Origin of the sequence: Enterobacter sp. Bisph1 (genome assembly GCF_000814905.1) — a bacterium.
Lineage (GTDB): Bacteria > Pseudomonadota > Gammaproteobacteria > Enterobacterales > Enterobacteriaceae > Kosakonia.
Map to the genome: position 1 here is coordinate 1 of NZ_JXAG01000047.1, position 21220 is coordinate 21220.

The 21220-nt window shown below is 55.4% G+C and carries 24 protein-coding genes; 3 read left to right on the plus strand and 21 right to left on the minus strand.

The features are described from left to right. The 9 genes from tuf to fkpA all read right to left on the minus strand — a co-directional run. The coding region (tuf, locus tag RW65_RS15415; RefSeq protein WP_039054661.1) for an elongation factor Tu at window positions 1-1043 on the minus strand (1043 nt) is incomplete at its 3' end. A gap of 70 nt (window positions 1044-1113) precedes the next feature. Then, the gene (fusA, locus tag RW65_RS15420; protein ID WP_039057670.1) at window positions 1114-3228 is read right to left on the minus strand and encodes an elongation factor G; all 2115 of its coding nucleotides are present in this window, start codon (window positions 3226-3228) and stop codon (window positions 1114-1116) included. 99 nt (window positions 3229-3327) lie between these two features. Then, complete coding sequence (gene rpsG, locus RW65_RS15425) at window positions 3328-3798, minus strand: 30S ribosomal protein S7 (protein WP_039057671.1); 471 nt, start codon at window positions 3796-3798, stop codon at window positions 3328-3330. Window positions 3799-3894: 96 nt separating this feature from the next. Further along, on the minus strand, window positions 3895-4269 hold the full coding sequence (gene rpsL / locus RW65_RS15430) for a 30S ribosomal protein S12 (RefSeq protein WP_003023654.1): 375 nt from the start codon (window positions 4267-4269) through the stop codon (window positions 3895-3897). Window positions 4270-4393: 124 nt separating this feature from the next. After that, on the minus strand, window positions 4394-4681 hold the full coding sequence (gene tusB / locus RW65_RS15435) for a sulfurtransferase complex subunit TusB (RefSeq protein ID WP_039057673.1): 288 nt from the start codon (window positions 4679-4681) through the stop codon (window positions 4394-4396). 7 nt (window positions 4682-4688) lie between these two features. Then, window positions 4689-5048 (minus strand): sulfurtransferase complex subunit TusC, encoded by a 360-nt coding sequence (gene tusC, locus RW65_RS15440; RefSeq protein ID WP_039057674.1) that lies wholly within the window; start codon window positions 5046-5048, stop codon window positions 4689-4691. Continuing rightward, window positions 5048-5434, minus strand: a complete 387-nt coding sequence (gene tusD / locus RW65_RS15445) for a sulfurtransferase complex subunit TusD (RefSeq protein WP_039057675.1) — start codon at window positions 5432-5434, stop codon at window positions 5048-5050. Before tusD ends, tusC begins: the two co-directional genes overlap by 1 nt. Continuing rightward, window positions 5434-6156 (minus strand): helix-turn-helix transcriptional regulator, encoded by a 723-nt coding sequence (locus tag RW65_RS15450; protein WP_017459895.1) that lies wholly within the window; start codon window positions 6154-6156, stop codon window positions 5434-5436. Before RW65_RS15450 ends, tusD begins: the two co-directional genes overlap by 1 nt. 158 nt (window positions 6157-6314) lie before the next feature. After that, a complete protein-coding gene (fkpA, locus tag RW65_RS15455; protein ID WP_039057676.1) occupies window positions 6315-7166 on the minus strand; it encodes an FKBP-type peptidyl-prolyl cis-trans isomerase in 852 nt (283 codons plus the stop codon). Between the two features lie 239 nt (window positions 7167-7405). Here fkpA and RW65_RS15460 point away from each other — a divergent pair, with 239 nt between their 5' ends. Further along, window positions 7406-7624 carry a protein SlyX gene (locus tag RW65_RS15460; protein WP_039057677.1) on the plus strand — a complete coding sequence of 73 codons (219 nt, stop codon included), beginning with the start codon at window positions 7406-7408 and terminating at the stop codon, window positions 7622-7624. Window positions 7625-7711: 87 nt separating this feature from the next. Here RW65_RS15460 and slyD read toward each other — a convergent pair whose 3' ends face one another. The 4 genes from slyD to kefG form a co-directional block, all read right to left on the minus strand. Next, window positions 7712-8299: a peptidylprolyl isomerase gene (gene slyD, locus RW65_RS15465; RefSeq protein WP_039057678.1), complete on the minus strand. Its 588-nt coding sequence runs from the start codon at window positions 8297-8299 to the stop codon at window positions 7712-7714. A 94-nt stretch (window positions 8300-8393) separates the two neighbouring features. Then, window positions 8394-8594 (minus strand): YheV family putative zinc ribbon protein, encoded by a 201-nt coding sequence (locus RW65_RS15470; RefSeq protein WP_017459891.1) that lies wholly within the window; start codon window positions 8592-8594, stop codon window positions 8394-8396. Window positions 8595-8604: 10 nt separating this feature from the next. Next, window positions 8605-10410: a glutathione-regulated potassium-efflux system protein KefB gene (gene kefB, locus RW65_RS15475; protein WP_039057679.1), complete on the minus strand. Its 1806-nt coding sequence runs from the start codon at window positions 10408-10410 to the stop codon at window positions 8605-8607. Next, window positions 10410-10961 (minus strand): glutathione-regulated potassium-efflux system ancillary protein KefG, encoded by a 552-nt coding sequence (gene kefG / locus RW65_RS15480; protein ID WP_039057680.1) that lies wholly within the window; start codon window positions 10959-10961, stop codon window positions 10410-10412. The genes kefB and kefG overlap by 1 nt, the downstream gene beginning before the upstream one ends. 166 nt (window positions 10962-11127) lie before the next feature. On the opposite strand from kefG, the gene RW65_RS15485 reads away from it, so the two are divergent. Both RW65_RS15485 and RW65_RS15490 read left to right on the plus strand, forming a co-directional pair. Then, on the plus strand, window positions 11128-13035 hold the full coding sequence (locus RW65_RS15485) for an ABC transporter ATP-binding protein (RefSeq protein WP_039057681.1): 1908 nt from the start codon (window positions 11128-11130) through the stop codon (window positions 13033-13035). 21 nt (window positions 13036-13056) lie between these two features. Continuing rightward, window positions 13057-14001 carry a LysR family transcriptional regulator gene (locus tag RW65_RS15490; protein WP_039057867.1) on the plus strand — a complete coding sequence of 315 codons (945 nt, stop codon included), beginning with the start codon at window positions 13057-13059 and terminating at the stop codon, window positions 13999-14001. Here the strand turns inward: RW65_RS15490 and mdcH are convergent. From mdcH to mdcA, 8 genes are all read right to left on the minus strand, one after another. Then, window positions 13985-14887, minus strand: coding sequence for a malonate decarboxylase subunit epsilon (gene mdcH / locus RW65_RS15495; protein WP_039057682.1), 903 nt, complete (start codon window positions 14885-14887; stop codon window positions 13985-13987). The genes RW65_RS15490 and mdcH overlap by 17 nt on opposite strands. Further along, entirely contained in the window at window positions 14887-15504 is a 618-nt protein-coding gene (locus RW65_RS15500) for a malonate decarboxylase holo-ACP synthase (RefSeq protein WP_039057683.1), read from the minus strand. Before RW65_RS15500 ends, mdcH begins: the two co-directional genes overlap by 1 nt. 2 nt (window positions 15505-15506) lie before the next feature. After that, window positions 15507-16466, minus strand: coding sequence for an AEC family transporter (locus RW65_RS15505; protein WP_039057684.1), 960 nt, complete (start codon window positions 16464-16466; stop codon window positions 15507-15509). Between the two features lie 244 nt (window positions 16467-16710). Further along, window positions 16711-17511 carry a biotin-independent malonate decarboxylase subunit gamma gene (gene mdcE / locus RW65_RS15510; RefSeq protein ID WP_039057686.1) on the minus strand — a complete coding sequence of 267 codons (801 nt, stop codon included), beginning with the start codon at window positions 17509-17511 and terminating at the stop codon, window positions 16711-16713. Next, complete coding sequence (locus RW65_RS15515; protein WP_039057687.1) at window positions 17508-18344, minus strand: biotin-independent malonate decarboxylase subunit beta; 837 nt, start codon at window positions 18342-18344, stop codon at window positions 17508-17510. Before RW65_RS15515 ends, mdcE begins: the two co-directional genes overlap by 4 nt. Next, window positions 18337-18636, minus strand: coding sequence for a malonate decarboxylase acyl carrier protein (gene mdcC, locus RW65_RS15520; RefSeq protein WP_039057688.1), 300 nt, complete (start codon window positions 18634-18636; stop codon window positions 18337-18339). Before mdcC ends, RW65_RS15515 begins: the two co-directional genes overlap by 8 nt. Before the next feature lie 9 nt (window positions 18637-18645). Continuing rightward, a complete protein-coding gene (locus RW65_RS15525) occupies window positions 18646-19503 on the minus strand; it encodes a triphosphoribosyl-dephospho-CoA synthase (RefSeq protein WP_039057689.1) in 858 nt (285 codons plus the stop codon). Further along, entirely contained in the window at window positions 19503-21158 is a 1656-nt protein-coding gene (gene mdcA / locus RW65_RS15530) for a malonate decarboxylase subunit alpha (RefSeq protein WP_039057690.1), read from the minus strand. The genes RW65_RS15525 and mdcA overlap by 1 nt, the downstream gene beginning before the upstream one ends. Window positions 21159-21220 lie beyond the last annotated feature (62 nt).

The window sequence follows — 21220 nt, forward strand, 5'->3', positions numbered from 1 at the left end:
ACGCCTTCCGGCAGTTCGATGGTGCCAGTCACGTCAGTTGTACGGAAGTAGAACTGCGGACGGTAGCCTTTGAAGAACGGAGTATGACGGCCGCCTTCGTCTTTGGACAGGATGTACACTTCAGATTCGAATTTGGTGTGCGGCTTGATGGAACCCGGCTTAGCCAGTACCTGACCACGTTCGATTTCTTCACGTTTGATACCACGCAGCAGAACACCAACGTTCTCACCAGCACGGCCTTCGTCCAGCAGTTTGCGGAACATTTCAACGCCGGTACAGGTTGATTTCGCGGTATCTTTGATACCAACGATTTCAACTTCTTCACCAACCTTGATGATACCGCGCTCTACACGACCGGTAACAACGGTACCACGACCGGAGATGGAGAATACGTCTTCGATCGGCAGCAGGAACGGCTTGTCAATCGCACGTTCCGGTTCCGGGATGTAAGAGTCCAGGTGACCAGCCAGTTCGATGATTTTCGCTTCCCACTCAGCGTCGCCTTCCAGCGCTTTCAGAGCAGAACCACGTACGATCGGGGTGTCGTCGCCCGGGAAATCGTACTGAGACAGCAGTTCACGAACTTCCATCTCAACCAGTTCCAGCAGCTCTTCGTCATCAACCATGTCGCATTTGTTCAGGAACACGATGATGTACGGAACGCCTACCTGACGACCCAGCAGGATGTGCTCACGAGTCTGCGGCATCGGGCCGTCAGTCGCAGCAACAACCAGGATCGCGCCGTCCATCTGCGCAGCACCGGTGATCATGTTTTTAACATAGTCGGCGTGGCCCGGGCAGTCTACGTGTGCGTAGTGGCGAGACGGGGTGTCATATTCAACGTGAGACGTGTTGATGGTGATACCACGTGCTTTTTCTTCCGGCGCGTTATCGATCTGGTCGAATGCGCGAGCAGAACCACCGTAGGTTTTTGCCAGAACGGTAGTGATTGCAGCGGTCAGAGTAGTTTTACCATGGTCAACGTGGCCGATAGTACCGACGTTGACGTGCGGTTTTGTACGTTCAAATTTTTCTTTAGACACGGCTTTATTCCTTACTATAGTGCTCTCCCTCTTTGGAGAGAGCACGGGACTTTGGTTTTAACCCTGCGGCTTATTTACCACGGGCTTCAATTACGGCCTGAGCAACGTTGTTCGGCGCATCATCATACTTCAGGAATTCCATCGTATAAGACGCACGACCTTTGGTCAGAGAACGCAGCTGAGTTGCATATCCGAACATTTCAGACAGCGGTACTTCAGCGTGGATCTTAACGCCAGTCACTTCAGATTCCTGACCGCGCAGCATGCCACGGCGACGGCTAAGGTCACCGATTACGTCACCGGTGTTCTCTTCCGGAGTCTCTACTTCAACCTTCATGATCGGCTCAAGCAGAACTGGTTTTGCTTTCTTAAAGCCATCTTTAAAGGCAATAGACGCAGCCAGTTTAAACGCCAGTTCAGAGGAGTCAACGTCGTGGTAAGAACCGAAGTGCAGACGCACGCCGAGATCAACTACCGGGTAACCCGCCAGCGGACCAGATTTCAGCTGTTCCTGGATACCTTTATCAACGGCAGGGATGTATTCGCCAGGAATTACACCACCTTTGATGTCGTTGATGAACTCGTAACCTTTCGGGTTAGAGCCCGGCTCCAGCGGGTACATGTCGATAACAACATGACCGTACTGACCGCGACCACCAGACTGTTTAGCGTGTTTACCTTCGATATCGGTAACTTTCGCACGAATCGCTTCGCGGTAAGCAACCTGAGGTTTACCGACGTTCGCTTCAACGTTGAACTCACGTTTCATACGGTCAACGATGATGTCGAGGTGCAGCTCACCCATACCGGCGATAATGGTCTGGTTGGATTCTTCGTCAGTCCATACGCGGAATGACGGGTCTTCTTTCGCCAGACGGCCCAGAGCCAGACCCATTTTTTCCTGGTCAGCTTTGGTTTTCGGTTCTACCGCGATGGAGATTACCGGTTCCGGGAATTCCATACGTTCCAGAATGATCGGGTGATCCGGGTCACACAGAGTGTCACCGGTGGTCACGTCTTTCAGACCGATTGCAGCAGCGATGTCGCCCGCGCGAACTTCTTTGATCTCTTCACGTTTGTTAGCGTGCATCTGTACGATACGACCGAAACGCTCACGTGCAGATTTCACGGAGTTCAGGATGGTATCGCCAGAGTTAACCACACCGGAGTAAACGCGGAAGAAGGTCAGGTTACCTACGAACGGGTCGGTAGCGATTTTGAACGCCAGCGCAGAGAACGGCTCTTCATCACTTGCGTGACGCTCAGCCGGAGTATCTTTACCGTCGTCCAGCATACCGTTGATCGCCGGTACGTCAGTCGGGGATGGCAGGTAGTCAACTACCGCATCCAGCATCGCCTGAACACCTTTGTTCTTGAACGCTGAACCGCAGGTTACCAGGATGATTTCGTTATTCAGAACGCGCTGACGCAGAGCTTTTTTGATCTCTTCTTCAGTCAGTTCTTCACCACCCAGGTATTTCTCCATCAGCTCTTCAGAAGCTTCAGCAGCGGATTCGATCAGGTTCTGGTGCCATTCTTCAGCCAGGTCCTGCATCTCAGCCGGGATATCTTCGTATACGAAGGTTACGCCCTGGTCTGCATCGTTCCAGTTGATGGCTTTCATTTTCACCAGGTCAACAACACCGGTGAAACCTTCTTCAGCACCAATTGCCAGCTGCAGCGGAACCGGGTTCGCGCCCAGACGGGATTTGATCTGACCAACAACTTTCAGGAAGTTAGCGCCCATGCGGTCCATTTTGTTAACGAACGCGATGCGCGGAACTTTATATTTGTTTGCCTGACGCCATACGGTTTCAGACTGCGGCTGCACACCACCAACGGCGCAGTAAACCATTACCGCACCGTCAAGAACACGCATGGAACGTTCTACTTCGATGGTGAAGTCAACGTGCCCCGGGGTGTCGATGATGTTAACGCGATGCGGTTCATACTGCTTCGCCATACCAGACCAGAATGCAGTAGTCGCTGCGGAGGTAATGGTGATACCACGCTCCTGCTCCTGCTCCATCCAGTCCATGGTTGCGGCGCCGTCATGAACTTCACCGATTTTGTGGTTTACACCGGTGTAGAACAGAATACGTTCGGTAGTCGTGGTTTTACCGGCGTCGATGTGCGCGCTGATACCGATATTACGGTAGCGTGCGATGGGTGTTGTACGAGCCATTTGATTCCTCGTTTGTCTCTTTAGGCGTTCAGATTTAAGTTGCCAAACGGCGGGCGACTTACTGGAAGCGCCCGCCTGGTGACTATCACTCCGAAGGGATTACCAACGGTAGTGTGCGAACGCCTTGTTGGCTTCGGCCATACGGTGAACGTCTTCACGTTTCTTAACTGCGGTACCTTTGTTTTCCGCAGCATCAGAAAGTTCGTTCGCCAGGCGCAGAGCCATGGATTTATCACCGCGTTTACGAGCAGCTTCAACGATCCAACGCATTGCCAGGGCATTGCGACGAACCGGACGGACTTCAACCGGAACCTGATAAGTAGAACCACCAACGCGGCGAGACTTAACTTCGACAGTCGGGCGCACGTTTTCGAGAGCTACTTCGAAAGCTTCCAGTTCATTTTTACCAGAGCGCTGAGCCAGGGTCTCCAGCGCGCGGTATACGATTGTTTCTGCAGTAGATTTTTTACCGTCTACCATCAGGATGTTTACAAATTTAGCCAGCAGTTCTGATCCGAACTTCGGATCCGGCAGAATTTTACGCTGACCAATCACACGACGACGTGGCATGGAAATACTCCGTTGTTAATTCAGGATTGTCCAAAACTCATAGAGTTTAGTTTGACATTTAGTTAAAACAGTTTGGCCTTACTTAACGGAGAACCATTAAGCCTTAGGACGTTTCACGCCGTATTTGGAGCGAGATTGCTTACGGTCTTTAACACCGGAGCAGTCGAGCGCGCCACGTACAGTGTGGTAACGAACACCCGGGAGGTCTTTTACACGACCGCCACGGATCAGGATCACGGAGTGCTCCTGCAGGTTGTGACCTTCACCACCGATGTAGGAAGTCACTTCAAAACCGTTGGTTAAACGAACACGGCATACTTTACGCAGCGCGGAGTTCGGTTTTTTAGGAGTGGTAGTATATACACGAGTACATACGCCACGTTTTTGCGGGCATGCTTCCAGCGCAGGCACGTTGCTTTTTGCAACTTTGCGAGCGCGTGGTTTGCGTACCAGCTGGTTAACTGTTGCCATTAAATAGCTCCTGGTTTTAGCTTTTGCTTCGTAAACACGTAATAAAACGACCTCATATAATATGAGGACGCAGAATTTTATGGCTGTGCTTAAAAGGTGTCAAGAAATATACAGCGATCACACACTACCAATGTAGCTGAACGGCGTTTTTCACCGTCAGGCTAACGAAATCATTATAGTCAACCTTGACGACGCTGTGCGAAATTTGACCATCCAGCCCACGCGCAGCGATATCTTCTTTCAGCACGTGCACCTTAATGGGGGCATTTAGCAGTAACTCAATGTAGCGGCCCTGCTTAAGCGCGGCCGTCACGCCATCCGAGAGCAGCAAGAGATCGTCGCCAGGGTTCATCAAACGTAGCATCGCCGCCATATCGCACTGCCAGGGAGATCGGGACATAGTATGCAGCATACGCGCCTCAGAAGGTCAGAATAACACTGTAGCTGGCAAGCTTTTCACTTAGCGCCTGGGGTTCCAGGCGCTGAGCGGGAAGGACAAACGCCGTCTCCTCACCTAATCCACGCTCGCGCAAAGAGGCCGCACACAGCCAGCATGAATCGATGTCATACAGCGCAAGGACTTTAAAGGTGGAGATGTAATCGCGCGCCAGCACCGCCGCCGGTTGCTGATTAGCCAGCGGCTGGAATACGCCGTCACTGACAAAAAACACGCCGATATCATCAGTTAACGCCGAGGTAGCCAGCAGCGCATCGAGCCCTTCCCGGCCGGAAGAGGAGCCGTGGGGTGCAGAAGTAAAGACAAAGGCGATGCGTTTCATCAGAACTGAACTACCCGATCGCAAGTGAGCGCGGCTTCCGCCAGCGCACCGAGGCCGGTCAAAGAAAATCCCGGTTGTAAATTGGCGCTGTTCAACGCCAGCCGTTGCGCTTCAACATTATCCACAATGCCGCGACGCAGCGCGGCCGCCACGCAGATATGCAATTCAACCTGATGTTCATCATGCAGACGCTGCCAGGCGCGCACCAGGTCAAACTCATCGCTGGCAGGCGCGGTAAGCGCGTTGGCATTGCTTACGCCTTCACGATAAAAAAAGACGCTGGCCAGCGTATGTCCGGCATTCAGTAACGCCTGTGCAAACTGGTAGGCGCTGCTGGCCTGCTGCGTACCGTAAGCCGGGCCGGTGACCATCAGGGCGAAACGCATTAACGATCCTGTACGGAAAAATCGCCGCTTTTAAACTGGCGGATGTAGAGATAAACGGTGTGCTTCGAAATGTTGAGGCGGTCGGCAACCTGATTGATAGCGTCTTTGATATCAAAGATGCCTTTCTCATAAAGGTTCAGCACAATCTGGCGATTCTTGGCATTGTTAGAAACGTTACGATCGGCGTTGACCTCTTCAATGGTGAACTCCAGGGTTTGCATCACCAGATCTTCTACCGAGGAGGCAAAGTTGACGGAGGAACCGACGTCCGGCGTTTCCGGCGGTACAAAAGTGCTCATGATTTGCGAGAACGGTACATCCAGGTTCATGTTGATGCACAGCAGTCCAATCACACGATGATCGCGGTTACGGATAGCAATTGTCACTGACTTCATCAGCACGCCGCTTTTAGCGCGCGTGAAATAGCACTTCGATACGCTGCTGTCGGCACCGGTCATATCATGCAGCATGCGCAGAGCAAGATCGGTAATGGGCGAACCAATTTTACGCCCCGTATGTTCGCCATTGGCAATGCGGATTGCAGAACATTTCAAATCCTGCAGGGAGTGCAGAACGATTTCACAATGGCTACCAATGAGCATCGCTAACCCGTCCACCACCGCTTCATAGGATTTGAGGATGTCGAAGTCGGTCTGATCGAAAGGACGTTGATCCAGCAAATCAAGCTCACTGGTTTCGTTGGTTAATAGCGACCTGGACATGAAAAAAAACACTCCTTTTCAGGAGCCTGTCGTTATGTTTTCAGGGCAGGCTCATTATTTATATGGGGATATAAATTAATACATCGTAGGTTAAGCTTTCCAGAATTATATCCCTGGCGCAAAAAAAAACGCCGCCCGAAGGCGGCGCTTTTGCAGTTTTATTTCTTACTGGCATCCGCTGCCGGTGCGTCTGCGGCTTTATCGCCCGCTGCCGGAGCAGCTTCTGGCGCTGCGGCATCCGCTTTCGGTGCGGCTTTAATATCCAGCAGCTCTACGTCGAAGACCAGCGTGGAGTTTGCCGGGATACCCGGAACGCCGGTTTTACCGTAAGCCAGTGCCGGTGGGATAACCAGCTTGATCTTGCCGCCTTTCTTGATGTTTTTCAGGCCTTCGGTCCAGCCAGGGATAACGCCATCAAGACGGAAGGAGAGCGGCTCACCGCGGGTATAGGAGTTATCGAACTCTTTACCGTCGATCAGCGTACCTTTGTAGTTAACGACGACAGTGTCGCTGTCTTTCGGCGCATCGCCGGTACCTTCTTTCTCTACTTTGTACAGCAGACCGGTATCAGACGTTTTCACACCTTTCTCTTTTGCGAAGGTGTCACGGAAGGCTTTGCCTTTCGTTTCATTCTCGGTAGCGTCTTTTTCCATGCGATCTTGCGCGGCGGTTTTCACGCGGGTTTCAAACGCCTGCAGGGTCTGTTCGATCTCCTGGTCGCTCAGTTTGCTCTTATCGGCAAACGCGTCCTGAACACCGGCGATCAGCTGGGCTTTATCCAGTTTGATACCCAGTTTTTCCTGCTCTTTCAGGGAATTTTCCATATAGCGGCCCAGCGATGCGCCCAGCGCATAGGCAGATTTCTGGTCGTCATTTTTAAATGCCGCTTTGCTGTCAGCTGCTGCGGCCGGCTCTTTCTTTGCAGCGGTATCGGCGGCGGAAGAGATCGGCGCATGAAGGGCGACGGCCATGGTAGTCGCCAGCAGCGTGACTTTAAACAGTGATTTCATCCATTTCTCCAGGGGCCGGGGCATCTCGCCCCAGGGTTAAACAAATAATGTAAGAGACGTACTATAAAGCGTTGTGGTGGAAATCAACATAACCATGCTCTCTGAATTCACCTGTTTTGAGACTATTTTTGTTTAAATAAGTTTCTGCTTTTCTTTGTCTGTGCTGTACCCGCCGCAAAAGTGCAGTAAAATTCGTCCGTTTAATAACAACCGAGCCGGACGCAACCCCGAGGTGAAGTATGCAAGACTTAAATTTAGAAGCGCGACTGGCGGAGCTGGAAAGCAGACTGGCTTTTCAGGAGATGACCATCGAGGAACTCAACCAGACGGTTGTCGCCCACGAGCTTGAAATGGCGAAGCTGCGTGAACATCTGCGTTTAATGGCGGAAAAACTGAAAGCGAGCCAGCCTTCGCATTTGGCCTCCCCTGCTGAAGAGACACCGCCGCCTCATTATTGAGACGAAAAAAAAGCGGGTTTCCCCGCTTTTTCGTTACGCTATGTTTTTCGTACGGCGATTCGGCTGTGCGAAAAACGCTGCGTTATATTAGTGACAACCGCAGCCGCCGTTACCGCCGCAACCACCTTTACCGTGGTCGTGACCGTGATCGTGGCCGTGACCGCCGCAGCAGCCATCATGATCGTGGTCGTGATCATGATCGTGACCATTCGCACCGTGAACGTGGCCATGAGCCAGTTCTTCTTCGGTCGCTTCGCGGATAGCGACAACTTCAACGTTGAACTTCAGGTTCTGACCCGCCAGCATGTGGTTGCCGTCGACAACAACGTGGTCGTCTTCAACTTCGGTGATCTCTACCGGTACTGGACCCTGGTCGGTTTCCGCCAGGAAACGCATGCCAACCTGCAGCTCATCAACGCCCATAAAGACGTCTTTAGGTACACGCTGCACCAGGTTGTCGTCATACTGACCGTAAGCGTCATTTGCGCCAACAGCCACATCGAATTTGTCGCCGACTTCGTGACCGTCCAGCGCGTTTTCCAGACCGGAGATCAGGGAACCGTGACCGTGCAGGTAGTCCAGCGGCGCACTCACCGGAGACTCATCAACCAATACACCGTCTTCTGTACGTACCTGATAGGCCAGGCTAACCACCAGGTCTTTTGCTACTTTCATGATATCTCCTGAGCGTGGGAAAATTACTGGCGCAGATTGTAACGGAATTCTGCACCTGTGTACCCTTTAGCTTAAAAAAAGCTGCCCGATCTCGCTAGTCCGGATGAAAAATCCCAATCACTTGTTCGTCTTTGCGTACGTGCTCGCGGGCTTCTTTATCCGCTTCACGCATCTGATGTCCGCACTTAACACACTCAACGATATCGACATTATTCTCACGCCACATGGCCATTGAGTCCTTCGCCTGGCAAGCCGGGCAAACGGCACCGGCGATAAAACGTTTTCGTACAGCCATTCGATTCCCCTTATTCAAACTCGTCCCAGCCATCAAGCTGACGACGCTCTTGCTGCATTTCACGCTGGAAAATCTCCTCCAGCTCGCGTCGCGCCTCGCGCACACGGGAAATTTGGATCGTATCCGTATGCACCGGCATCAGCTCACGCAGCATGCGCATATCTAAACGTTTAAAGTGCAGTTGCGCACGCTGAGCCTGATGGGGATGCATCCCCAGCGTAACTAACGTCTTGCGCCCCAGCTCCAGCGCACTGGAGAAGGTTTCACGGGAAAACTGCGTGACGCCCGCCTGCAACAGTTCATGGGCTTCAACACGCCCGCGTGCTCGGGCGAGGATCGACAGATTTGGAAAATGTTGCTGGCAAATCTCCACCAGCTTCATGGTATCCAGCGGATCGTTACAGGTGATCACGATAGATTGCGCCGCCTCGGCGCCCGCCGAACGCAGCAGCTCCACCTGCGTCGCATCGCCGTAATAGACTTTATAGCCATATTTACGCATCAGGTTAACGGCGCTGATGTCCCGCTCCAGCACCGTAATACGCATCTTATTGGCCATTAACAGACGGCCAATAACCTGACCAAAACGCCCAAAGCCCACCACAATCACCTGCGGTTTATCGTCATCCACCCACGGCGTTTCATCTTCATCTTCCGGGGTGTTAAAACGCCGGGAGAGTTTTTTATCGATAAATCGCATCAGCAACGGCGTGGTCATCATCGACAGCGTGACGGTCACTAACAGCAGCGCCATTTGATCATTATGGAACAAGCGTTGCGAAGAGGCCGAAGAGAAGAGAACGAAGGCGAACTCTCCCCCCTGGCTTAATACACCGGCAAACTGCATACGTTCTGAACTGCGCAATCCATAGACGCGCGCCAGGCCGTACAGCACCGCCGTTTTCACCGCCACCAGCACCGCCACACTCATTACTACCCATAAAAGATGGGTGTAAAGCACGCCCAGGTTCAGCGCCATACCAACGGAGATAAAAAATAGCCCCAGCAGCAACCCTTTAAAGGGTTCGATAGCGATTTCCAGTTCGTGGCGGTATTCGCTTTCCGCCAGCAGCACGCCAGCAATAAAGGTTCCCAGCGCCATCGATAATCCCAGCGCATCCATAAACAGCGCCGAGGCCAGCACCAGTAAAAGCGTTGCGGCGGTAAACACCTCGCGCACGCCGGAACCAGCAATAAAGCGGAAGAGCGGGCGCAGCAGATAACGCCCACCAATCAACATGCCGGCGAAAGCCATCACTTTCATCCCTACTTTCATCCAGTCGAGATGCTCATCGCCGTTGCCCGCCAGTAGCGGCACCAGCGCCAGCGCCGGGATCACCGCCAGATCCTGAAACAGCAGCACCGAAAAACCAAGTTGCCCGGCTTCGTTACGGTTCATCCCTTTATCGCGCATAAGCTGCAGCGCCATCGCCGTGGAGGACATCGCCAGACCAATACCGCCGATGATCGCAGCCTGCCAGGAGAACTGCGTCAGCATCAGCAGCCCGGCGAGGATTGCCGCGCTAAACAGCACCTGCGCCGCACCGACGCCAAAGATCGAACGACGCAACTCCCACAGCTTGCGTGGATTCAGCTCGAGCCCGATGATAAACATCAGGAACACCACGCCGAGCTCAGAAAAATGGAGGATCTCATCGACGTCGCTGATAAACCCTAATCCCCAGGGGCCAATGGCGATCCCCGCCAGCAGGTAACCCAGCACGGCACCAATGCCTAAACGGGCGGCAAGGGGAACAGCGACCACCGCAGCGAAAAGAAACAGCACACCGGCCAGTAACAGTGCGGAACCTTCCATTATCGTCCTCCTGCAGGCAGCGGCGACGCCAGCCATTCGCCATAGGCTTTTGCGTGATTCGCCAGCTTCTCTGGCGGCTGCCTGCGCGCCCAGTAAACAATAATCGGGCTTAACCAGTGCATATGACACATGGCGGCGGTCAGTTCATAGGGACGCAAAATATCGTTCAGGGAGTAGCGATTAAGCCCATCGTGGCGATAGGCAGTCTCCGGCTCGCCGGTGGTGATCACGCTGCGCCAGTACTTTCCCGCCAGTTCGTTCCCACCAATACCGCTGGCAAAGCCGCGGCTCAAGACGCGGTCAAACCACTCTTTGAGCAGCGCCGGACAGCTGTAGGTGTAAAGGGGGTGCTGAAAAACAATGACATCGTGCTCACGCAGCAACGCCTGTTCGCGCGGAATATCAATAAAAAAGTCGGGGTAACGGGCGTACAGATCGTGCACCGTTACGTTTTGCAGCTGCATTGCCGGCTTAAGCAAAACCCGGTTCGCTACCGAGTCCTGTGATTCCGGATGGGCATAAAGCAGCAACACCTTCGCTGTCTGCGACATCATTCCCCTCCCGGGCGTCAAACTCCGGCAAGCTTACCGTCGCTGCCAGAATGATTTTGTCTATCGTCTTCGTTTTGGGCTACCATTGCGGCCCTGGCGTGCCACCTGGACGCGCTCTTACATTATCATAATGACAAATTAACATAGTCTGAACATACGGCGCCTTATGATTGTTTTCTCCTCGTTACAAATTCGTCGCGGCGTGCGTGTCCTGCTGGATAACGCTTCAGCCACCATTAACCCGGGCCAGAAAGTAGGCCTGGTGGGTAAAAACGGCTGTGGTAAATCGACCCTGCTGTCGTTGTTGAAAAACGAGATAGGTGCCGATGGCGGAAGTTTCACCTTTCCTGGCACATGGCAACTGGCATGGGTAAATCAGGAAACGCCGGCTCTTAACGAAGCGGCTATCGACTATGTCATTGATGGCGATCGCGAATACCGTCGGCTTGAAGCCGAGCTGAACGCCGCCAACGAGCGTAATGACGGGCACGCTATCGCCACGGTGCACGGTAAGCTGGACGCGATTGAGGCGTGGACGATTCGCTCTCGCGCCTCCAGCTTGTTGCACGGTCTGGGTTTCAGTAACGAGCAGCTTGAACGCCCGGTAAGTGATTTTTCCGGCGGCTGGCGCATGCGTTTAAACCTCGCCCAGGCGCTGATTTGCCGTTCCGATTTGCTGCTACTCGATGAACCGACCAACCACCTCGATCTTGATGCGGTGATCTGGCTGGAGAAGTGGCTGAAAAGCTACCAGGGCACGTTAATCCTTATCTCCCACGACCGTGATTTTCTCGATCCGGTGGTGGACAAAATTTTGCATATTGAGCAGCAAAGCCTGTTCGAATACACCGGCAACTACAGTTCGTTTGAGCGCCAGCGCGCCACGCGCCTCGCCCAGCAGCAGGCCACTTATGAGAGTCAGCAGCAGCGCGTTGCCCATCTGCAAAGCTTTATCGACCGCTTTAAAGCCAAAGCCAGTAAAGCGAAGCAGGCGCAGAGCCGTATCAAAATGCTCGAACGTATGGAGCTGATTGCGCCCGCGCATGTGGATAACCCGTTCCACTTTAGCTTCCGCCCGCCGGAGAGTTTGCCTAATCCACTGTTGAAAATGGAGAAAGTGAGCGCGGGTTACGGCGATCGCACCATTCTCAACGCCATTAAACTGAATCTGGTGCCGGGTTCACGTATTGGCCTGCTGGGGCGTAACGGTGCCGGTAAATCGACGCTGATAAAGTTACTGGCCGGTGAACTGGCGGCGCAGAGCGGCGAAATCGGACTGGCGAAAGGTATCAAGCTTGGCTACTTCGCTCAGCATCAGCTGGAGTTTTTACGCGCCGATGAATCGCCGTTACAGCACCTGGCGCGTCTGGCGCCACAGGAGCTGGAGCAGAAGCTGCGGGATTACCTCGGCGGTTTTGGTTTTCAGGGCGATAAAGTGACGGAAGTGACTGAGCGCTTCTCCGGCGGCGAAAAGGCCCGCCTGGTGCTGGCCCTCATTGTCTGGCAACGCCCGAACCTGCTGCTGCTCGATGAACCGACCAACCACCTCGATCTGGATATGCGCCAGGCGCTGACCGAAGCGCTAATTGAGTTTGAAGGCGCGCTGGTTGTCGTTTCGCACGACCGCCATCTTATTCGCTCCACCACCGACGATCTCTATCTGGTACACGACGGCAAAGTCGAACCGTTTGAAGGTGACCTGGAGGATTATCAGCAGTGGCTGAGCGAGGTGCAAAAACAGGAGAGCCAGCCTGCGGACGCAACGGCCAAAGAGAGCGCCAACAGCGCCCAGGCGCGCAAAGATCAGAAGCGTCGCGAAGCAGAACTGCGCACGCAAACCCAGCCGCTGCGTAAAGAGATCGCCCGGCTGGAAAAAGAGATGGAAAAATGGAATGCGCAGCTAGCGGAAGCCGAAGAGAAGCTCGGCGACAGCGGGCTGTACGATCAGAGCCGCAAAGCGGAGCTCACCGCCTGCCTGCATCAGCAAGCGGCAGCGAAGTCAGGGCTCGAAGAGTGCGAAATGGCCTGGCTGGACGCCCATGAACAGCTGGAGACGATGCTGCAAGGGGAGTAACTCATGGCGGCGAGGGAGCTTATGAATCTGGATATCAACAACGACATTACGTTTCGCAAGCTCACTATCTTTATGGCCTTTATGGACAAAGGCAATATTGCGCGCACTGCCGAAGCGCTGAATCTCAGCGGCGTAAGCGTGCATCGCGCGCTGCATACGCTGGAAGAGAATGTTCGCTGCCCGCTGTTTGTTCATAAAGGCCGTAACCTGCTCCCGCTGCCCGCGGCGTGGACGCTACTGGAGTATTGCCAGGAAGTCATGCAGCTAATGGAGCGTGGGCTGGATGAAGCGCGTAAAACCGCAGGCGTCGGTCAGGGGCGTTTACGCGTGGGCACGCTCTACTCCCTGACGCTGGAAACCGTACCGCGATTGATCATGGGGATGAAACTGCGTCGCCCTGATCTGGAGATGGATCTCACCATGGGATCTAATGAGGCGCTGCTGCATATGCTCGAAGAGGGCGTGCTGGATGCCATTCTGATCTCCATTTCCGAAAGCGAAATCGATCGTAACAACCTCGAAGTACTGCCGCTGTTTCATGACGACATCTTTCTTGCCGCGCCGGCGAGCGCAACGCTGAAAACCGATGCGTTAGCTGACTTGCGCGACTACCGTACGCAAAAGTTTGTCTCCCTCGCCGAGGGTTTCGCCACCTATGCCGGGTTTCAGGAAGCGTTTCATATTGCCGGTTTTGAGCCGGAGATTGTCACCCGCGTTAATGACATCTTCTCGATGCTGAGCCTGGTTCAGGCGGGCGTTGGATTTACCCTGATGCCGGGAAGAATGAAGAAGGTCTACGAAGGTTCAGTGCAGATGTTACGCCTCGCTGAGCCGTATCAGATGCAGCAGCTCATTGCCGTTGTCTTTTCCCGCAACCGCGAGCGCGACCCTAACCTGCTGGCGCTGGCGGCGGAAAGCCGCATGTACGCCCGCAGCCTGCAGGAAAATATTACCCCTGCGCCCTAAGGCGGTTCGCCAGATGAACGGCCACATCTGCGCCGCTGCGCTCCAGTGAAATGGTTTCGCCATTCCATGCCGCCTGGCGGGTCAGGCAGGTGAGGATCCCACCCGGCGGCATCTCAATCGCCAGCCGCGCCTCACGCTCATTCGCCGCAACCACCGCCTCTTGCCAGCGAACAGTACGCGCCATATTCCACGCTAAATCGTCGGCAATCTTCTCCGGCTGCCATAATACGCGCCCGGTGCTGCCGCTTAAGTATGCGCACTGCGGCCTGCGAAGGGTTACCGCGGTAAATGCCTGTGCCAGTTTTGCGGCCGGTTCTGCCAGCAGTGCGCAGTGAGAAGGTACGCTAACCGCCAGACGTTGCGCCTTGCTGGCCCCTTTTGCCAGCGCGCGCTGCGCAACCTGCGCCATTGCCTCGTCGCTCCCGGCGATAACAATCTGCGTTTCCGCATTCAGATTGGCGATATAGGCTCCGCTATCTTCAATCAGCGTTTCCACCGTCGGCAACGTCAAACCCATAATTGCCGTCAGGCCGTAACCGTGCGGATATGCCTGCTCCATCAAATCGCCACGCAGCGCCACCAGCCATAACGCATCCTGAAACTCGAGCGCACCCGCGATGACCGCCGCCGGATAAGCGCCAATCGACAGACCGCTAACAATATCGGCTTTAACATCCCTGCGCTGTAATTCACGCGCCCAGGCGACACCCGCAATCAGCAGTGCCAGCTGTACCGCTCGGGTGTGTTTTAGCGACTCGGCGCTATCAAGGGTATTAACTTCTGCGCCCAGCACCGCGCGGGCCTCTTCCAGCTCCCTGCCCGGCAGCCCTTGCAACATGCCCGGCCGTTGTGTTCCCTGCCCCGGAAAAGTGAACAATATTTTCATTACGCCTCCCTGTACCACGGATCGCTGACCAGCCGAGGCCCATGGTTAGTTTTCAACATTACGCGCCCATCGCGTAGCCACTCCGCTAAGGCGAAACCACCGTTGGGTGTTTCAACCTGGGTATCTGCCCGGCATAGGCCACTGCTTGTTTGTTGTTGCCAGCGAGCCAGATCGTTTGCCGCCAGCGGTTCAGGTGCGCGAATAAGCAGGTCGAGATCGCTTGTGGCATGGATAACCGGGATCCCGGTCGCCAGCGCATAGCCGGTGCTGCCCGTTACACCCCATATCCACGGCCAGCTAAAGTGCGCCAGTTGCAGCGTGAGCTGTACCGGCGGCTGGGAGATAAACGGCGAAGCCAGCAGTGTCTGCGGTGCGACAAGCTGTTCCGGCGAAACAACGCGCACTACAGCTTCAGGCTTTACCCACCCCGCTGCGCGCTGGTCCCGGCGCAGGCCGCGCACGCCAACGGGGATGCGCCCTGCATTTTCAACATCACGCCGCACCACCAGCGGTAAACCAGCGTGCCAGGTCTGTGCGACCCAGGGCTCATTGACCTCTTCCAGCGCTTCTTGTGAACGCAGCCAGAGAAGATCGTGCGGGCGTAATGTTGTATTCATACTTACATTCCTGACGTCAGCGAAATAAACAGCGGCAGCGACAGGATACAGAGCACGGAGCTCAACAGCAGCACAGCTTCTGCATCCGGTGATTGCACGCCAAAGCGGTTACCAAATACCACGCCGAAGAAACCCGCCGCCAGCGCAATCATCAAAATAGCGGTGATCGCCACAGAGCCATGCAGACCCAATACCAGCACAATGCCCCAGGCAATCGCCGGTTGGATCAGCAGTTTGGTAATGGTCGCGGAAATAACCATGGTATTGATCGAAAGCTTACGCGCCGAGAGGATCACACCGGTCAGGAACAGCGCCGCAGCCGTTGCCGCAAGGCCAAGAGGTTTAATGGCGGAGAGAACCAGCTCCGGCATTTTGATACCAATAGCGGAAAGCACGACACCCAGCAGCGGTCCCCAGACAATCGGTTTTTTCACCGAGCGCCACATCAACACCGGCAACATCGCCAGCGTAGAGCCGGTATTGCCGCCCTCTGCGCGTGCTTTTTCACGTTCAAGGATCAGCAGGCAGAACGGCGTCATCAGTACCGAGCCGCAGGCGATAGAGACCGCAACGGAAAGAGAGGTCGATGAGCCTTCCCCCAGCACGCTGCCCAGAATCGGCAGGCCAAGTGCTGCATAGTTCGGCAGCGCGACGGTGAGCGTCAGCACCGCCGCATCCTGCGGTGATTTTTTAAACACGGTAGTTGCCAGAAAATAGATCGCGGCGTAGGTGATCCACATCGACAGCGTCAGCACCACAATCAGCGGTGACTGGGCAAGAATGCCGGTCCAGGGCGTCTGTACGGTAGCGCTAAACAACGCGGCGGGCAGGGCGAAATCCATTACGAAGATATTGAGCAGGGAAACGTTTTTGTTGTCGACCATTTTGGCCTTTCCCGCCCAGAAACCCAGCAGCATGATGACAAAAATCGGTGCGAGGGCATGAACAATTACATAAGTCATAAATCACCTGTAAGAAATAAAGAAATCACCTCATCCTTCGCCTGCACACAGTGGGTAACCCGTGCTCATTGTGAAAACTTAATTCGTTAAGCTTCCGGCAATGCGCTGCGTTACCACCTTGATAAACAGCGAAGAATTCAGCGTTCAAAACCTTTGGGTGCGATGGTTATTATTTTCAGCAGCAACGTTTTTCCGGGCGCGACACGCGCGCCCATGTGTTGCTATCTGGCAGGTTTCTAAATAGTTACCAGCTCGCCTTCATGCGTTCGCGCACAAGAGCGGAGCTGCGGCGGTTGTCAGCACCGAGACGGTTTTTCAAGGTGGTGTCCTGACGCGCGTCGTTAATGGCCTGTTGTAAGGTTTTCTGCACCTGCGCCAGGTCGGCATTTGTTGGCGCATCCGGGTTGCTGATATCCAGCAGATCCGCCAGCAGGCCCAGCGTGGCATAGTTGCTAATGTCATAGGCCATCGGCGGAATGGTGGCCGCCAGTTTTTCCAGCGCTTCAACAGAACGCAAAGTGATGCGCGCCGCAGAGGCTTTACCCATCGCGTGGATCAGCACGCCAGAATCGTTAAAGGCGATCAGACGGTTGGCCTGATAACCGTGGGCCAGAAACGCGCCGGACATCGCTTTACCGACAATCAAGCCAATCACCGGATGGCCCGCCAGACGCGCATTGGCATAGGCCGCAGCCGCACCGGCTAACGCCTGGTGAATACCAAACGCCTCTTCGCGGCGACCGTAGGCCTGACTTGGCACATCAATTACCGCGATGATTGGACGCTTAACACTGCTGTTGGCATCGGCGGCGACGGTTTCGCTCACTACTTTTGCCAGCGTCCAGCCTTCCAGTAGACCCACTTCGCCTTTTGCCGCCCGTGGGTAATGGTTGTTCGCATCCGGCACGACGGCGATAAAACGCGCCGCTTCACCGTTAATATTGCCATCCACCGCCTGAACGGACGGGCACAGTCCGCTCAAACGCTGGGCGTTTGGCGCCAGTTTTTCCAGCCATAACGCGCCGCGGCTCACTGTTGTATTCATGCTTTACCCTCCCCGGCAAACAACGCGCTGATCTGTTCTGCATCCGCTTGTTTACGGATGTCGAAATGGGTCAGACGTTGCAGATAGTCGTTGTAGTTATCGGTGCGATGTTTTACCGGCACGCCTTTAGCAATCGCCTCGTTCATCGCCTGTTTCACCGCATTCACGCCGTCGCCAACCAGCGCATCAACCAGCCCGCTGTGGTAGCGCACTTCGCCGCCGGTCATGCTCCAGATAAACGGGCGATCGCGGGAGTCGTACTCGTCAATACCGGCTTCCTGTTCGATAACCTGCGGACCGTTGAGACCAAGACGCGCCTCGCGGGTCACAATCAGATAGCTGCACAGCGCGGCGGCGATAGACATGCCGCCGAAGCAGCCGACCGTCCCGGCAACAATGCCGACTACGGGGGTGTAACGACGCAGATCGACAATCGCCGCATGAATATCGGCAATCGCTGCCAGCCCAAGATTGGCTTCCTGCAAACGTACGCCGCCGGTTTCAAGGCACAGCACCGCCTGAGTAGGAATGCCGTTACGGTTGTCTTCCGCCGCCAGTTCAAGGGCTGCCGCCATTTTCGCGCCGGAGACTTCGCCCATACTGCCGCCCTGAAACGCGCCTTCGATTGCCACAACCACTGCGGGCTGGCCGTTGATGGTGCCTTTGGCGACCACCATGCCGTCATCGGCCTGGGGGACAATGCCCTGCGGCCCTAACCACGGCGAGATAATGCCTTCAAAGGGATCCAGCAGTTCGCGGTAGCTACCTTCGTCGAGTAGCGCATGGGCGCGCTGACGCGCTTTTAATTCGATAAAACTGCGATCGTCACGCATAGCTCACCTCTTCGAATACTTGTTCGATACGGATGCGCGCCACACCGGGCGTCGCGCCGAAATCGTGGATCACAAGCTTGCCTGCCGGCAGCGTGCTCACCAGTCCTAAGCGGTTGAACAGCGCTTCCCAACGTCCGCGGCTGTTATCCACGGAAGTGGTGATCTCAATGGTCAATGTTTGCCCCTGGGCGGCGGTGAATAACACCTCCATATCCCCGGAGCCCACAACGCCCGCCAGTGCTTTACCGCGTAATTCGCGGCCGGCAGGCACGGTTATCGTGATGTGTTCCATAACTTCCTCTTAATTCGCTAAATAGGGCGTCGTGACGCGATCGAGAAACAGTGTCGCAGCCAGTAAATCTGCCGCGCCGCCCGGCGACGCGTTAAGGGCCAGCATCCGCGCATCGAGTTCCGCTAACGCCTGCTGACCGGCCTGCGTGGCGACACCTCCGGCTTGCAGCACCGCGTGTGCGCCCTGGCGCATGGTTTCCAGCCCTTCCAGCCCGGCGCGTGAAAGCACGCAGGTATCGCTTAGGGAGGTCATGATCGCCATTAGCGCATCGAGCCTTGCCTGCTCTTCACTGCCGCCACGCTGGCGACTGTGTTGTAGCTGCGGCAGCGCCAGCTTGACGATGTGCGGAAAGCCTTGCTGCGCCTCTTCACGTGCGCCCGGCACCCGGTAACGGTGCGTCGCGCGCAGACCTTTGCTGAAGGTCTTGGGTGCGGCATCATCCGGCAGTTGCGCCAGCTTTGCGGCGCTTGAGGCAATCGCTGCTGCCGTGTTATTACCGCCGGACATCGCGACGGCACTCACCAGCAACCCCAGCGCCCAAATCGCGCCGCGATGGGTATTTACCCCGCCGGTGGCGGCCATCATCTGCTGCTCGCCTTCGCGACCAATTCGCCCGATGGTTTGTCTGAGCGCCACATCCGCTGGACGTTGCCAGCTTTGTTGCGCCAGTGCCTGAAACGTGGGGGTCAGGCTATAGGCAGAACGCTCCATCAGTTCGAGCGTTAAATCGTGGTGCGCGCCGTTCCCCCGACTGTCCACCAGACCGGGCTTCGGGCTTAAGCGCGCTTCGTCAATCAGACACAGCGTGGCGGCTCGTGCCAGCCATTCGGCACCGCCTTCAGCATCAATCCGTGGCAGAAGTTTCATTACCAGCTCCGGAATTTCGCAGGTGGGTTATAAAGACCGCCGGACCACTCCACCAGATCCGCGACGCTGCTGGCAGCCAGCAGTGAGCGGGTGGCGTCGGTGCGACGAATGCCCATATCTTCCGGGTAGACCACTTTGCCGCTGCTACGCAGCGCAGCGACGCGTTTGGCATCGACGCCGAGACCGATATCGGTGATACCTGCGACGGCCGCTACCATGGCACGGCGCTCTTCGAGGCTTTCCGCACGATAGAGGTAAGCAATCCCCTCTTCCGTCAGCACATGGGTCACGTCATCGCCATAAATCATCACCGGGGCCAGCGGCATACCGGAGGTTTTTGCTACTTCGACGGCGTCGAGTTTTTCCACGAAGGTCGGTTTTGCACCGGCCTGGAAGGTCTCAACCATTTGTACCACCAGCTTTTTCCCGCGCTGCATGGGATCCGGCTCGGTGATCATGTTCAGCCAGGCGGGCGTCGCATGACGGCGGCCGTGCGGATCGTGGCCCATATTCGGCGCACCGCCGAAACCAGAGAGACGACCGCGAGTAACGGTGGAAGAGTTCGCCAGGCCATCGACCTGTAACGTCGAACCGATAAACATATCCACCGCGTACTGGCCCGCTAACTGGCAGAAAGCGCGGTTGGAACGCATTGAACCGTCGGAACCGGTGAAGAAAACGTCCGGGCGGGCGCGGATATACTCTTCCATCCCCAGTTCGCCGCCGAAGCAGTGCACGCTCTCCACCCAGCCGCTTTCAATCGCCGGGATCAGCGTCGGATGCGGGTTCAGGGTCCAGTGTTTACAGATTTTGCCCTTCAGGCCGAGCTGTTCGCCGTAGGTCGGCAGCAGCAGCTCAATCGCGGCGGTGTTAAAACCGATACCGTGGTTAAGGGACTGCACCTGATGTTCTGCGTAGATGCCTTTAATGGCCATCATCGCCATCAGGATGTGTTCCTGCTTGATCAGACGCGGATCGCGGGTAAACAGCGGTTCGATAAAGAAGGGTTTGTCAGCCACTACCACGTAGTCGATCCACGAGCCGGGAATGTCGACGCGCGGCAGATCGCACTCTTCATCAACCAGTTCATTAACCTGAGCGATAACGATGCCGTCGCGAAAAGCAGCGGCTTCTACCAGCGCTGGGGTATCTTCGGTACTTGGGCCGGTATAGAGGTTGCCTTTGCGGTCGGCTTTATAACCGGCAATCAGCGCCACATTCGGGCTCAGGTCAACGTACAGGCGGGAGTAAAGTTCGATGTAAGTATGAATGGCACCGATTTCCAGCAGGCCATCTTCCAGAAGCTGCGAAATGCGCAGGCTCTGCGTCCCGGAGAAGGAGAAATCCAGCTTACGGGCGATACCTTTTTCAAAAATATCAAGATGTTCGCTGCGTCCGACGCTTGGCATAATCATATGCAAGTCGTGGACTTTTTGTGGGTTGACTTCCGCCAGCGAGCGGGAGAGAAAATCCGCCTGCTTTTGGTTGTTGCCTTCGAGTACCACACGGTCGCCCGGTGCGATCAGTTTTTCCAGCATGGCGACGAGGTCGCCGGTCGGCAATACCTTGCCCTGTACGGGAATGGACGCCAGGCGGCGCTGTTTCTCGCTGCGCCGCGTGTTCCATACCGTTGCTGGCGTTTGCCCAGATAACATTATTAACCTCCTGATTCAGCTCATCATTTTGACTTGCTTAACACTAAGTTCAGTGTGCGCGC

Excerpts from the sequence above, each read along its gene's own strand:
- fusA (WP_039057670.1), bottom strand. The coding sequence starts at position 3,228 with ATGGCTCGTACAACACCCATCGCACGCTACCGTAATATCGGTATCAGC.
- rpsG (WP_039057671.1), bottom strand. The coding sequence starts at position 3,798 with ATGCCACGTCGTCGTGTGATTGGTCAGCGTAAAATTCTGCCGGATCCG.
- rpsL (WP_003023654.1), bottom strand. The coding sequence starts at position 4,269 with ATGGCAACAGTTAACCAGCTGGTACGCAAACCACGCGCTCGCAAAGTT.
- tusB (WP_039057673.1), bottom strand. The coding sequence starts at position 4,681 with ATGCTGCATACTATGTCCCGATCTCCCTGGCAGTGCGATATGGCGGCG.
- tusC (WP_039057674.1), bottom strand. The coding sequence starts at position 5,048 with ATGAAACGCATCGCCTTTGTCTTTACTTCTGCACCCCACGGCTCCTCT.
- tusD (WP_039057675.1), bottom strand. The coding sequence starts at position 5,434 with ATGCGTTTCGCCCTGATGGTCACCGGCCCGGCTTACGGTACGCAGCAG.
- RW65_RS15450 (WP_017459895.1), bottom strand. The coding sequence starts at position 6,156 with ATGTCCAGGTCGCTATTAACCAACGAAACCAGTGAGCTTGATTTGCTG.
- fkpA (WP_039057676.1), bottom strand. The coding sequence starts at position 7,166 with ATGAAATCACTGTTTAAAGTCACGCTGCTGGCGACTACCATGGCCGTC.
- RW65_RS15460 (WP_039057677.1), top strand. The coding sequence starts at position 7,406 with ATGCAAGACTTAAATTTAGAAGCGCGACTGGCGGAGCTGGAAAGCAGA.
- slyD (WP_039057678.1), bottom strand. The coding sequence starts at position 8,299 with ATGAAAGTAGCAAAAGACCTGGTGGTTAGCCTGGCCTATCAGGTACGT.
- RW65_RS15470 (WP_017459891.1), bottom strand. The coding sequence starts at position 8,594 with ATGGCTGTACGAAAACGTTTTATCGCCGGTGCCGTTTGCCCGGCTTGC.
- kefB (WP_039057679.1), bottom strand. The coding sequence starts at position 10,410 with ATGGAAGGTTCCGCACTGTTACTGGCCGGTGTGCTGTTTCTTTTCGCT.
- kefG (WP_039057680.1), bottom strand. The coding sequence starts at position 10,961 with ATGTCGCAGACAGCGAAGGTGTTGCTGCTTTATGCCCATCCGGAATCA.
- RW65_RS15485 (WP_039057681.1), top strand. The coding sequence starts at position 11,128 with ATGATTGTTTTCTCCTCGTTACAAATTCGTCGCGGCGTGCGTGTCCTG.
- RW65_RS15490 (WP_039057867.1), top strand. The coding sequence starts at position 13,057 with ATGAATCTGGATATCAACAACGACATTACGTTTCGCAAGCTCACTATC.
- mdcH (WP_039057682.1), bottom strand. The coding sequence starts at position 14,887 with ATGAAAATATTGTTCACTTTTCCGGGGCAGGGAACACAACGGCCGGGC.
- RW65_RS15500 (WP_039057683.1), bottom strand. The coding sequence starts at position 15,504 with ATGAATACAACATTACGCCCGCACGATCTTCTCTGGCTGCGTTCACAA.
- RW65_RS15505 (WP_039057684.1), bottom strand. The coding sequence starts at position 16,466 with ATGACTTATGTAATTGTTCATGCCCTCGCACCGATTTTTGTCATCATG.
- mdcE (WP_039057686.1), bottom strand. The coding sequence starts at position 17,511 with ATGAATACAACAGTGAGCCGCGGCGCGTTATGGCTGGAAAAACTGGCG.
- RW65_RS15515 (WP_039057687.1), bottom strand. The coding sequence starts at position 18,344 with ATGCGTGACGATCGCAGTTTTATCGAATTAAAAGCGCGTCAGCGCGCC.
- mdcC (WP_039057688.1), bottom strand. The coding sequence starts at position 18,636 with ATGGAACACATCACGATAACCGTGCCTGCCGGCCGCGAATTACGCGGT.
- RW65_RS15525 (WP_039057689.1), bottom strand. The coding sequence starts at position 19,503 with ATGAAACTTCTGCCACGGATTGATGCTGAAGGCGGTGCCGAATGGCTG.
- mdcA (WP_039057690.1), bottom strand. The coding sequence starts at position 21,158 with ATGTTATCTGGGCAAACGCCAGCAACGGTATGGAACACGCGGCGCAGC.